Source organism: Cohaesibacter marisflavi, from assembly GCF_900115225.1.
GTDB classification, from domain to species: domain Bacteria; phylum Pseudomonadota; class Alphaproteobacteria; order Rhizobiales; family Cohaesibacteraceae; genus Cohaesibacter; species Cohaesibacter marisflavi.
In genome coordinates, this window is the sequence record NZ_FOVR01000002.1 from 373,826 (window position 1) to 385,768 (window position 11,943).

Below are 11,943 nucleotides of genomic sequence, written 5' to 3' on the forward strand. Positions count from 1 at the left end.
AGCACATGTTGTTTAAGCTGAGTTTTCAGCTCAACAATATCACGTTACCGTGAAGTTAAGAATGATACTCATTTGCGTTACCAATTTTGTCTTGTCCGGCTTCTCCCTTTGAGCCCTTCAGATTGCCCCCATCTGATTTCGCAAACGAGTACCCAATCCAGGTAATCGGAACTGATAAAAATGCGAAATGCCCTCAAAGCCGCCGCTATTCTTTTTGTTGCATGGGCCATGCTGCTGCCTGCATGGGCTGATGAAGGCCCTGACTATCAAAGCCTTATGCAGCGCATTGAAACCGTACTGAGGCAGGCCGAAAACGAATATCAGCAGGGACAGGCGGATCTTGCCAAAACAACGGTGCAAAAGGCCTATTTCGAGTTGTTTGAAAATCTTGAAGGTCCCATCCGTATCAACATTTCCGCAGCGAGAAGCAACGAACTGGAAGCGGAATTCGGCGATATCCGCAAGCTGATCATGAATGGAGAGGCGGTCGCAACAGTGAGCAGCCGGATTGATCAGCAGATCGCGGCCATCTGGAAGACGTTACCTGCGCTGGAAGATGGCGTTGTCATCAGGGCCGAAGTATCCGATGCGGTCAAGGCCGCAGAGGCCTCCGCGCAAGGGAAACCAGAAGAAGTGTCTGACCCGTTCTGGGTAGATGTCAATGACACCATCCTTTCTATCCTGCAACAGGCCTCTGACACCTATCAGAGCGGGGATGAACAGGCCGCAGAAGAGCTGATCCGCAAGGCGCATTGGGAAGGCTACAAGAACAGTCTGCTGGAAACGGTGGTGCGGCGCTATGTCAGTCAATCACAGGATATCGCCTTCAACGCCGAGTTCACCCGCATCATGGAACTGGTCAAGGATGGCAAACCTGCGCGCATGGTGCGCGCCTCGGCTGCGGTGCTGCATGATGATATCGTTGATGTCCTACCCGGCCTGCCTGTCGTCAATGGCAGCAAGATGGTTGAAGATCCGGCCGCCGCACCTGAGCAGATAGAAGGTGACTGGGCATCTGTTGCCGATCAGGTGATCGCCGCAGTGAACAAGGCCGCCTCGCTTTATGAGGCCGGAGATCAAGCCACTGCGACTGCGACTATACAGAACAGCTATTTCGATATTTTTGAAGACACCGGCATGGAGACGATTGTCGGCGCTCGCGATGCTGGCCTCAAGACCACTTTGGAAGGCCATTTCAGCAAACTGACAGCCCTGATCAAAGCGGGGGCTTCCAAATCAGAGCTGACAGCCGAAATCGAAGCAATGAGAACCGATCTGGACACGGCAGTCGGGCTCTTCTCGACCGACAGCGATAGCCCGTGGGCGCTGTTCGTCTACTCGTTGATCATCATTCTGCGTGAAGGCTTCGAGGCCATGCTGGTGGTCACGGCCATTGCGACCTACCTCATCAAGACAGGCAATCGCGACAAACTTGGCGTCATCGTCAACAGCGTTGCCGTGGCCTTGGGGCTCAGCGTTGTGACTGCTATCCTGTTCAAACTGGTTTTCCATGTCACTGCCGACAAGCAGGAACTGCTTGAAGGGGCAACCATGCTGCTGGCCGCCCTTGTGCTCTTCTTCATGAGCTACTGGCTCCTTTCCAAAGCAGAGGCCGAACGCTGGATGCAGTATATCAAGGGCACTGTTGATCGCTCCATCGAGAGTGGCTCGATGAAAGCTCTCTGGTTTGCCAGCTTCCTTGCGGTCTATCGCGAGGGCGCAGAAACCGTGCTCTTCTATCAGGCGCTGGCGCTTGATGCGAGTGACGCGGTTGGCATTCCTGCCATCATCGCCGGCTTTGTGCTTGGCTGCCTGCTGCTTGGCGTTCTGTATTTCGCCTTCCGCTTTGGTGCTCAGCGTCTGGCGATCAAACCCTTCTTTGTCTTCACCGGAGCCTTGCTCTACTACATGGCCTTCGTCTTCACGGGCAAGGGCATCATGGAGCTGGTCGAAGGCAAGATCATCGAGCCGACCCTCGTGTCCTGGCTTCCCGAATTTTCTCTCATGGGCATCTACCCCTATTGGCAGACAGCCTTGCCGCAAGCCGTCCTGTTGGTGGCTGCTATCATCGGCCTATGGGTCGTGATGACGCGCAAACCGCCAAAGGATCTAACCGCTTAGGGAGAAAACCAAGAAACCCGATCCAGCTTTGCGGCCTGACCAGCCGCACAGATGGCCAAACTGCAACCAATCAACCCGCGCTGCTCGTTGGAACTTTCCTTCGGCACGGACCAGAGCGCAAAGACAGTCCCCTCGGGGCGTCTGTCTGTTCTGACTTTGAACCAACCGAACCCAACGAAGAACCCAAAGGAAAGATTATGAAAAAGACATCTCTTCTCGCTTCTGCAGCCGTGATTACCATGCTTGCAGCCCTTCCGGCCAAGGCCGAATTCAAGGAATTCCCGATTGGCGAAGCAGTTGAAGTCAACACGCTTGAAGTCGCCGCTGTTTATCTCAATCCGATCGACATGGAACCGCGCGGCATCGACCTGCCAGCCTCTCAGGCTGACGTTCATCTTGAAGCCGACATCCACGCGGCCAAAGGCAATGAGAACGGCTTCGGTGCCGGCGAATGGGTGCCTTACCTCACGGTTTCCTACCGTCTTGAGAATGAAGACACCGGCAAGGTGCTGACCGGAAACCTGATGCCGATGGTCGCCATTGATGGTCCGCACTATGGTTCCAACGTCAAGATGGCCGGCGCAGGCAACTACAAGCTGACCTTCCATATCGACGCGCCATCCCGTCAGGGCTTTGGTCGTCACACCGATGAAGACAGCGGCGTTGGCAAATGGTTCCAGCCATTTGATGCGGATTACGAGTTCAATTTCGTTCCTCTCAAATAGGCGTCTGATCCCTCAAGATCGTTGACCCTTCAATGAAGCGGTCATCACCCAACAATCAAGAAGAGGAACACCCGGTGTTTCTCTTCTCAATTGCCAACGGATTGGCAAACGGATCAATCCAAAAGGTCCAAAGGCACGACGCATTATGTCCCTCTATTTCGTCAGCATCATTCAGGCCTTCCTGCCGCTTGCGGTATTCGCAGCGCTGATTTTCTCGCTGCTGGAGCCAACTTCGCGTAAGCGGGAGCAATTGGGCAGCCTTTGGGTTGCTGCCCTGCTTATTGTGGCCGGTTATCTGATTTATGGCCTCGCCGCTTCCATGGGGATCGAGCCACGCGTGCGCACCCTTTTAAGGCTTTTGAGCGTAAGCGCCTTGCTGGTGAGCGGCCTGCTATTGCTTATGCCCTCGGCCAAGGGGGCAAACAAGCGGCCAGATAAGAGCACAGATACTGGCCCGACCTTGCTCGTCCGGCTCGGTATCCGCTATGTGATCGCAATGCTTGCCCTGCAAGGCGCATTTGACGTGCGCGTTCTGCTTGCAGATCAGAGCTTTACGGCAACGTCTGTGCTCAACACGGAACTCTTTCTTAACAGCGCTGCGGTTGTTGTTGCCTCAGCCCTGATGATTTTCTTGCCCATCGTCATCGCGCATATCGGCAGCCGTTTAAGACGGCTTGTCTTTATGGTTCTTTGTGTTTCCATCCTTGCGTTTGCTATCATCTGGCTGTGCGAGGCGTTGCTTGGGGCCATGCAGATGGGTCTTCTGGGCGTCACATCGGCGCGCGTCTCCGTTGTCGCCAAGGTGACCAATTACGCGCAGTTCAAATCCTATCTGCTGCTTGCCCTGCTTTTCATTCTGTCTGTCGGCTTTTTGCTATCCGGCACCAAAAGGCCCCAGACCTCGACCGCTACAACAAAAGCCGATCTGACAAGGGCAGATTGTCGCAAATACAGGGCTGCGCGGTTGAATGCGCTGCGGTGGCTGGCAGGTAGCCTTGCCCTTATCGTGTTTAGCTTCGTCAGTCTGATCTATCAGGATCTCTACGCCTCGCGCCCGCCCACTCTATCCGCCGCAGCGGATGCCGTGCCCGATGAACAGGGCGAAATCCACATAGCCATTGACGCGGTCAAAGACGGCAACCTTCATCGCTATGCCTATATTGCCGAGGATGGCCACCGGGTGCGCTTCTTCCTGATCAACCGTTATGACGAGCAGCATGTAAAGATCGGTGTGGTCTATGACGCCTGCATGATCTGCGGTGATGCGGGTTATATCCAGAAGGGCAATGACGTCATTTGCGTCGCCTGCAATGTGCGCATCTTCATCCCATCCATCGGCAAGGCCGGAGGCTGCAATCCGATCCCGCTTCAACATCGCGAAGACCAGGGCGACATCGTCATCGCCGCATCCGAGCTGGAACACGGGGCGCGCTATTTCTCCGAAGTGGTCGCCATCGAGGTCATCGACCCCGTCACCAAGGAAAAGCTCATCAATCTTGAAGCGCCTTACCAGTATGATTTCAAGGGCAAGACATTCTTCTTCGGCTCCAAGGAGTCCTACGAGACATTTCGCAAAGCCCCCGAAAGCTATGCCGCATCCCTTAAAGCCCAAGTTCGACCCGCTCAGGGTCGCGTGACGCTGTGAGGACACCACCATGTTTTTCAGAATGATCCGTCGATCTTTTCTCGAAGCGCGCAGACGCAAGGTCATAGCGATCATGACCGTTGCGCTTGCGGCCAGCCTGATTACCACCCTTTTGGATCTGTCCGTCGATGTCGGCGACAAGATGGCAAAGGAATTGAAGGCTTACGGCTCCAATATTTCCATCGTGCCCAAGAGTGAATCCATTCCGCTCAAGATTGGCGGCATTGATTTCAATCCGCTCAAGGGCCGCGACTATTTGCGGGAGAAGAACCTAGCCAATATCAAGGATATTTTCTGGAGCAACAATATCGTCGGCTTCACGCCCTTTTTGCAAGTGCCGGTAGAACTTAAAGGCCAAGACACACGCCTGCCATTGATCGGCACCTATTTCGACAAGTCTTTTCCGCTACCCAGTGACGAGCTCTATCGCACCGGAGCGACCCTGACCCACCCTTATTGGGACGTGAGCGGTGCATGGCCTGACGACGAGTCGGCAAACGAGGTTCTGGTCGGCAAATCTCTGGCGAGAAGACTGGATCTTGCGGTCGGTAATGAACTGCCTCTGGTCGCAGCTGAGAGGGATGAAGAATCCGCAGGTCCACTGACCGTGACGGTGACAGGCATCCTGTCAACCGGCGAGACAGAGGATGACGCCATCCTTGCTCCACTATCGGTGGTTCAAGGCTTTGCCGGTCTTGAGGGCAAGGTGCAGAGGGTGAGTGTCAGCGCTTTGACCATTCCGGAGAATAATCTCTCGCGCAAAGCGCAACGTGATCCGGATTCCCTGTCTAGCTCTGAATATGACGTGTGGTACTGCAGCGCCTTTGTCAGTTCCATTGCCCACCAGCTCAACGAGGCGTTGCCTGATGCATCGGCCAATCCGGTCTGGCAGGTGGCCAATGCCGAAGGGGCAATCATTGGCAAACTGCAGGTGCTGATGCTTGTGGTCACGCTGGCAGCCTTCGTCTCCTCGGCGATTGGCGTCTCCTCGCTCATCAACACCTCTGTCATGGAACGCGCCGCAGAGATTGGGCTGTTGAAGGCACTGGGAGCCGCGAAATGGCAAATCCTCCTCCTGTTCCAATCCGAGGCGATGCTTATCGGGCTCATCGGGGGGCTGCTCGGTCTCATGGTCGGGTCTGGCTTGTCGCAGATCGTCGGCTGGACGGTCTTCGGCTCGGCCCTCGCGTTCCATCCGATCATCATTCCCGTGGTGCTGCTGGTGTCAATTTCCATTGCCTTTGTCGGCTCTATCGTGCCGTCTCGTTCCATTGCCCGGCTGATGCCGGTGGAGGTGCTTTATGGCCGCAAATAAAAAGACGAAGCTGGGATTTGGCCTGCTGATGCTGCTCAAATCGCTGGCTGTGAGCAAGGGCAGGGTGCTGGTTGCCATTGCCTCTATCATGGTTGGCGCTACGGTAGTGACCGCCCTCACGAGCCTCTATTTCGATGTCTCCGAAAAGATGAGCCATGAATTGCGCGCCTATGGGGCCAATTTCTTTCTCGGTCCCAGCGATCAAGCCAACCCGCCTCACATCGCGGAAGCTGACTATCAGGCCGTCTTGTCTTCCATCGATGCGGATAGACTGACCGGCGCCAGCCCGTTTCTTTATGGCATTGTCAAACTGAAGCTTGGTGATGCGGTGCTGGCGGGTGTCAATTTCAAGGGATTGCAAAAGATCTATCCCAACTGGCAACTCGAAGGCAGCTGGATCAATGTGGACTTTGACGATCGCAACGCCATGATAGGACGCACGTTGGCCGACACCATGGAACTTGACGTAGGCAGCAGTTTCGATCTGATCGGTCGGGACAGCGGCAAGCAGATTACACTGCGCGTCAAGGGTATTATAGAAACAGGGGAAGCGCAGGACAATCAGATACTGGTCAATTTGCCAGTGGCACGCGCCCTTCTGGATCGCCCTGACACCATTGATCTGGCGATGCTCAGCATCGTGACAACAGGGAAGGGCGCCGAAGATCTGGCAACAAAGATCAATCAGGCACATCCACAACTGGAAGCCAAGCCGATCCGCAAGATCGCTCAGTCCGATGGTAAAATTCTGGACAAGATTCAAGGCTTCATGGCACTGGTCGCCGGGATCATTCTGATCATCACCAGCCTGTGCGTCAATGCCATCTTGTCGGCGATGGTGGTCGAACGCAATCGCGAGATCGGCCTGCAGAAGGCTCTTGGCGCTGATGATGGCGCCATTATCAAACAGTTCGTTACCGAAACTCTGCTCATCGCGCTAATCGGTGTGATGCTGGGGCTGGTGCTCGGCTTTGGCGTTGCCCAGATTCTCGGGCAGACCGTTTTCAACGCTTGGGTTTCCGTCCGCTTTATCGTGATTCCACTGACTTTAGGGGTCTCACTAATAGCCGCCATGATCGCGGCGATTATTCCGATCAGGCGCGCGGTGCGCATTCTACCGGCGCTGGTTCTCAAAGGAGAGTAATATGGATCAGATGTCAGACACGACCCCTGCCACGGCCTCCGCGGGGCACTTTGCTGTCCAGGAGGATCACGTCATCAAGACCGAGGGGCTCAGCAAGCATTTCAACACCGTGAAGGCGCTCGATCAGATCGATATCTCCATCTCCAAGGGCGAGTTCGTTTCCATCATGGGGCCGTCCGGTTCGGGCAAAACGACGCTGCTCAATATTCTTTCCTGCCTCGATGTTCCCACCGCAGGGCGTTATCTGCTGGATGGTACCAATGTCTCGGACATGTCCGAGGCAGACCGCGCCGTGGTACGACGCGAGAAAATCGGCCTTGTCTTCCAGCAATTCCATCTGATCCCCTATCTCAGCGCACTAGAGAATGTCATGCTGGCACAGCATTATCACAGCATCGCCGATGCGGGGGAGGCACAGGCAATTTTGGAATCCGTGGGCTTGGGCGGCCGCGCCAGTCATCTGCCCTCGCAACTTTCCGGCGGCGAGCAGCAAAGGGTCTGTGTGGCGCGCGCTCTGGTCAACGAGCCCGCCATCATTTTTGCTGATGAGCCGACGGGGAACCTTGATGAAGAAAACGAAGCGTTGATTATCGATCTTTTCAAACGTCTCAACAAGGATGGCCGAACCATTGCGCTGGTCACCCATAACCCTGAAATAGGAGCCATGGCCGACAGGACTATCCGTCTGCGCCATGGGCATCTGGAGAGCTGAGATCACCATGACACGCATCATTTCCGCATTATTGTTGAGTTTGCTGGTTTTGGCGGGATGTCAGGATAACGAGCCTGTGCGCGTGGGCGCGCCCGCACCCGCTATTTCAGCCATGACACCAGATGGAGAGCCGGTGGCTCTGGCCTCTCTGGAAGGCAAGGTGGTTTTCGTGAATTTCTGGTGGGCAGGCTGTGGCCCCTGTCTGGCCGAGATGCCCGCTATTGATGAAGCCTACCACGCAATCGGGGATCAGGATTTCTCTGTCTTTGCTGTCAATTTCGGGCAGAGCCCTGAGGTGATCAGAAATATCAACCGAAGACTGAAGGTCAGCTATCCGCTGCTGTCCGATCAGCTAAAGATTGCCTCTACCCGATATGGTGTGCAGGCCGCACCGACATCCTTTTTGATTGATCGAAAGGGTGTTCTGCAAGAAGTCATTTATGGTCCGCTGACCAGAGAACAGCTGGAGCAGAAAGTCCAAAGGCTCTTATGAGCATTAAAACGAGGGAGCCTTAGGGCTCCCTTTGAGTCGCATATGCAGCCAGCGCTTCGATCTGCTCACCTGTCAGTCCAGACTTCATCCGCTCCTTCATAGTCTTGGCAGGTAAGCCCAACTGATAGGGCTGCAAAGTCTCTTCTATCTGGGCGGCTGTCATATCGGTTAACTTGCGGCTCCGGCCCAGAGCCTTTTTCTCTCCTCGTTCTCCATGACAATTGGCGCACCGGTCTGCATAGAGCTGTGCACCCTGATCAAGTGCGCCGGACTGCGCACCCGTTACGAAGGATGCCAAAAGAACAAGCACAAGGCTACCGGATTTGACCAGAGGTAAGCAGTACATAAAAGTCCATTTTCCATTGATTTTACATAAGATTAGCAGATCAATGGTGCCATGTTGTCAGCTCCTTTTCAAAGGCTTCATTGCGTTTTGCACTCGTTCTTTCAAAAAAACGGGAGACGTGCCGACCACGTCTCCCGCTTTGTTTGATTATGCAATATCTGACCGATCAGAGCATGTCTTTGGCAGTGCCTGCGATCTTCACCTTGATGCCTTGCGTCAGGGCTTGGGCGACAAAGGCCTTCAGAACATAGGCCAGTTTGTCTTCCGGCACATAGGCAATCGTGATGTGGTTGGACTGGTGCCCAGCCATCAGATCATCCCGGCCCAAGCCGTCAAGAGTGGCGTTCATCAGCGGCCATTCGGCGTTGGTTGCCTGACTGCGGCGGGTCCATTCGGCTTCTGGCAGTTCATGGGCCATGCCGGTGCCGATATGCATGAAGACATCGGTGCCTTCATAATGGGCGCGCGCCCAAACGAAGGTGCCTGCCTTGCCTTGACCGGCGATGGTTGAACCGCCCTTGGGGAAGAACATGGCTGGCTGGCGATAGCCTTTGGAGCCAGCGATGCCGCCCTTGATATGCTCGAACGGAACAGCGCCGGAAATTTCGAAGTCCCAGTAGAAAGTGCCTTCATATTCGCTGCCCCAGCGGACATCATGCAGGGTCGTTTCGGATGGCAGCCCCATGGCATCGAGCAGACGGAACAGCATGGCCTGTGGAATGGCGGTGCCCATGTCCACTTCGTTGATGCACGGGATCGGTTTACCTTCGCAGATGATAGAGCCGTCTTCGTCCGGGATCGGGAAGCGTTCGGTGGAGCCGATGGCGCCTTCGGCAAAGTCAGAAGCTGCACAGCAATCCTTGAGACCCTGCTGATATTGGACACCAACCGCAGTGAGACCGAAGCGGGTGACGATGCGTGCCATGGCGATCATCATGGCGCACTGTTCGAGCACCTGTTCTCGGGTCAGCTCGGTTGCGCTGTCGCTGCCCCACTGGAACTGCATGCCGCGATCTTCATAGAATTTGAGGCAGGCTTCGCGCAGCTCGGCGGGAACCTTTTCCATTTCGACCAGAAGGGCCGACTGGGAGAGGGATTCAAGCGGCATGCCGATGTCGGAGAGGGCTTTTACAGGGAAGAAGCCGTTCATCATACCCATGCAGAAGGTGTCATGCAGGCCAAGAATGGCCTTGTGCTTGAGGATATACTCACCAACCTTGATGCCATCCTGTCCGGCTTCGCTCTTCATCAATGGATGATCGGCTGTCACGTCGCTGAGATAGCTGGTGTCTTGATCAAGCTTGCCGTCTTTCAGCCATGTGGCCAGACCCTGCTTGAAGAAGTCATCCTCGCATTTTTCCGACCACAGACGGGAATAGGAAACTCCAAGAGAGGTCAGCGTGCCAGCCATGCAGAGCATGCCAACAAGACCCGGCCAAGTGCCATCGAAGTTCGCCATCAACAGGATCGGACCGCGATGCTTGGAAAGCGACGGTGCGATGTGATGGGAATATTGCCAAGCGGTCAGCAGAACGATCAGCGGTGCGTCCGGATCGATGCGGGAGAACAGCTCGGAGCCTTCCTTCTGGGAAGAAATGAAGCCGTGCTTGCGGTCTTCATGATAAGGGTGAGCGCGCTTCATTTTGTAGCCCTGCGCATTCAGCTCCTTTTCCAGCGCTTCGGAGAAGCTCTGGTAAACAGGCCAGCAAGGCACGTTGGCGCTTTCGCGCAGGTCGGCGTTGGTGACGACGAGGATTTCCTTGTCGCCAGCTGTGATCAGCTCGGCCGGTTCAGGCAATTTCAACATGGTTCAACTCCCGAATATTGCAAATCAAAGGACCGGAGCCATCAGCGCATTGTGATGTTCGCGGTTTTCATAGAGATTGAGATAGACTTGATATTTTGCCGCATGGAAAGCGGCAGTAGATGGATCGGCCTTGACGCTGTCGCCCGGCTGGACGAGGGCTGCGCTTGCGGTCGGAATAGTTTCAAAGTCGCCTGATGCCACAGCACCTAGGATTGCGGCGCCGAGGGTGACAACATCCTCTTCACTGGCCATCTGGATTTCACGGCCGGTGATGTTGGCATATTCTCTCAGCCAGAGTGGGTTTTTGGTCGCCCCGCCACAAACATAAAGCGTTGTGATGGTATGCCCGGCCTTGCTCATTTCCTCGATGATGTGACGCGTGCCATAGGCAACAGCCTGCAAGGTGGCCAGATAGAGCCGGGCCAACTGGTCACGGCCGGTTTCCAGCGTCAGGCCGGAGACGACACCGCGTGCATGCGGGTTGGCGCGTGGAGAGCGGTTGCCATGATGGTCACCAAGAACATGAAGGGCAGCGGTCGGATTGGCTTCGCGGGCTTCAAGATCGGCGACCCACTCGTTGAGCAAAGCAATCGGATGCTTGTCAGCCGCTTTGGCTTCTTCCTGTAGCTGAGGCCATGCCTCGCACTGGTGAATGGACCATTCAACCAAAGAACCGGCAGCGCTCTGTCCCCCTTCGCCAAGCCAGAAGCCTGGCAGCATGGCGCCAAAATAGGGGCCCCAGACGCCGGGTACCATGACTGGATTCTGGTTGACGATCATGTGGCAGTTGGACGTACCGGAAATAAGGGCCAGACCGCCTTCGGGCTTGGCGCCAATGAGAGCCAGACCGCCAGCATGGGCATCGATGATGCCAGCTGCTATGGTAATGCCTTGAGGCAAGCCCAGTTGCTCTGCGGCAGCTTTGCACAAAGTACCAGCGGCATCGCCCAGCGGCAGAACATCTGTCGGGACTTTGCCTGTCAGATCGCCAAGGCCCACAGCGTCAAGCATATCGGTGGGGAAACGCCCTTCGTGCGCCAGATAATTCCATTTGCAGGTCAATGTGCATGTGCTGGCTGCATCCACTTCAGTGCAGCGCCAGACCAGATAATCTGCCAGATCATAAAAACGCCAGACGGCATCATAGCGATCCGGGAAATTGGTCTTCAGCCACAGGATCTTGGGCAGCTCCATTTCGATGGAAACCTCGCCGCCGACATATTTGAGCGCGTCGTGGCCGGTTGCATTGATTGCAGCGGTTTCCACATCAGAGCGGTGGTCCATCCACATGATGATGTCTTGCTCGGCTTCTCCACTTTCGGAGACCGAAATGGAGGAGCCGTTTTTGTCAAGCGCAACCAGTGAGCAGGTCGCATCAAAGCCGATTGAGCGTACTTTCGTGGCGTCAATTCCTGCCTTCTCAACGGCTTCCCTGGTGGCTTCACAAATCATCGACCAAATATTGTCCGATGATTGCTCGACAAAATTGGCCTTGGGGTGAAACTGTTTGATAGCACGGGTCGCAAAGGCAAGACGGGTGCCCGTTGCGTCATACACTCCGGTTCGCGCGCTCGCAGAACCGACATCAATACCGATATAATACATAGATTGTCCTCCCAGACCCTTTCTTTGCCC

The 11,943-nt window shown here is 55.3% G+C and carries 10 protein-coding genes; 7 read left to right on the top strand and 3 right to left on the bottom strand.

Annotated features, from left to right (window positions below; genetic code table 11):
- Positions 1 to 180 precede the first annotated feature (180 nt).
- The 7 genes from BM258_RS05110 (at position 181) to BM258_RS05140 (ending at position 8,155) form a co-directional block, all read left to right on the top strand.
- Positions 181 to 2,121 carry an FTR1 family iron permease gene (locus BM258_RS05110; RefSeq protein WP_090069640.1) on the top strand — a complete coding sequence of 647 codons (1,941 nt, stop codon included), beginning with the start codon at positions 181 to 183 and terminating at the stop codon, positions 2,119 to 2,121.
- A gap of 197 nt (positions 2,122 to 2,318) precedes the next feature.
- The gene (locus tag BM258_RS05115) at positions 2,319 to 2,846 is read left to right on the top strand and encodes an iron transporter (RefSeq protein ID WP_090069641.1); all 528 of its coding nucleotides are present in this window, start codon (positions 2,319 to 2,321) and stop codon (positions 2,844 to 2,846) included.
- 145 nt (positions 2,847 to 2,991) lie between these two features.
- A complete protein-coding gene (locus BM258_RS05120; RefSeq protein WP_090069644.1) occupies positions 2,992 to 4,491 on the top strand; it encodes a Fe-S-containing protein in 1,500 nt (499 codons plus the stop codon).
- Between the two features lie 10 nt (positions 4,492 to 4,501).
- On the top strand, positions 4,502 to 5,806 hold the full coding sequence (locus tag BM258_RS05125; protein ID WP_090069647.1) for an ABC transporter permease: 1,305 nt from the start codon (positions 4,502 to 4,504) through the stop codon (positions 5,804 to 5,806).
- The gene (locus BM258_RS05130) at positions 5,793 to 6,950 is read left to right on the top strand and encodes an ABC transporter permease (RefSeq protein ID WP_090069649.1); all 1,158 of its coding nucleotides are present in this window, start codon (positions 5,793 to 5,795) and stop codon (positions 6,948 to 6,950) included. The genes BM258_RS05125 and BM258_RS05130 overlap by 14 nt, the downstream gene beginning before the upstream one ends.
- Position 6,951: 1 nt before the next feature.
- Entirely contained in the window at positions 6,952 to 7,662 is a 711-nt protein-coding gene (locus BM258_RS05135; protein WP_244544598.1) for an ABC transporter ATP-binding protein, read from the top strand.
- Positions 7,663 to 7,669: 7 nt separating this feature from the next.
- Complete coding sequence (locus BM258_RS05140; protein ID WP_175527926.1) at positions 7,670 to 8,155, top strand: TlpA family protein disulfide reductase; 486 nt, start codon at positions 7,670 to 7,672, stop codon at positions 8,153 to 8,155.
- Positions 8,156 to 8,174: 19 nt separating this feature from the next.
- On the opposite strand, the gene BM258_RS05145 is transcribed toward BM258_RS05140, so the two are convergent.
- The 3 genes from BM258_RS05145 to BM258_RS05155 form a co-directional block, all read right to left on the bottom strand.
- The gene (locus BM258_RS05145; RefSeq protein ID WP_090069653.1) at positions 8,175 to 8,501 is read right to left on the bottom strand and encodes a c-type cytochrome; all 327 of its coding nucleotides are present in this window, start codon (positions 8,499 to 8,501) and stop codon (positions 8,175 to 8,177) included.
- Between the two features lie 166 nt (positions 8,502 to 8,667).
- The gene (locus BM258_RS05150; RefSeq protein WP_090069656.1) at positions 8,668 to 10,308 is read right to left on the bottom strand and encodes a signal transduction protein; all 1,641 of its coding nucleotides are present in this window, start codon (positions 10,306 to 10,308) and stop codon (positions 8,668 to 8,670) included.
- A gap of 24 nt (positions 10,309 to 10,332) precedes the next feature.
- The gene (locus BM258_RS05155) at positions 10,333 to 11,913 is read right to left on the bottom strand and encodes an FGGY-family carbohydrate kinase (protein ID WP_090069658.1); all 1,581 of its coding nucleotides are present in this window, start codon (positions 11,911 to 11,913) and stop codon (positions 10,333 to 10,335) included.
- Positions 11,914 to 11,943: the final 30 nt, after the last annotated feature.

Coding starts and splice junctions, on each gene's coding strand:
- BM258_RS05110 (WP_090069640.1), top strand. CDS start 181: ATGCGAAATGCCCTCAAAGCCGCCGCTATTCTTTTTGTTGCATGGGCC.
- BM258_RS05115 (WP_090069641.1), top strand. CDS start 2,319: ATGAAAAAGACATCTCTTCTCGCTTCTGCAGCCGTGATTACCATGCTT.
- BM258_RS05120 (WP_090069644.1), top strand. CDS start 2,992: ATGTCCCTCTATTTCGTCAGCATCATTCAGGCCTTCCTGCCGCTTGCG.
- BM258_RS05125 (WP_090069647.1), top strand. CDS start 4,502: ATGTTTTTCAGAATGATCCGTCGATCTTTTCTCGAAGCGCGCAGACGC.
- BM258_RS05130 (WP_090069649.1), top strand. CDS start 5,793: ATGGCCGCAAATAAAAAGACGAAGCTGGGATTTGGCCTGCTGATGCTG.
- BM258_RS05135 (WP_244544598.1), top strand. CDS start 6,952: ATGGATCAGATGTCAGACACGACCCCTGCCACGGCCTCCGCGGGGCAC.
- BM258_RS05140 (WP_175527926.1), top strand. CDS start 7,670: ATGACACGCATCATTTCCGCATTATTGTTGAGTTTGCTGGTTTTGGCG.
- BM258_RS05145 (WP_090069653.1), bottom strand. CDS start 8,501: ATGTACTGCTTACCTCTGGTCAAATCCGGTAGCCTTGTGCTTGTTCTT.
- BM258_RS05150 (WP_090069656.1), bottom strand. CDS start 10,308: ATGTTGAAATTGCCTGAACCGGCCGAGCTGATCACAGCTGGCGACAAG.
- BM258_RS05155 (WP_090069658.1), bottom strand. CDS start 11,913: ATGTATTATATCGGTATTGATGTCGGTTCTGCGAGCGCGCGAACCGGA.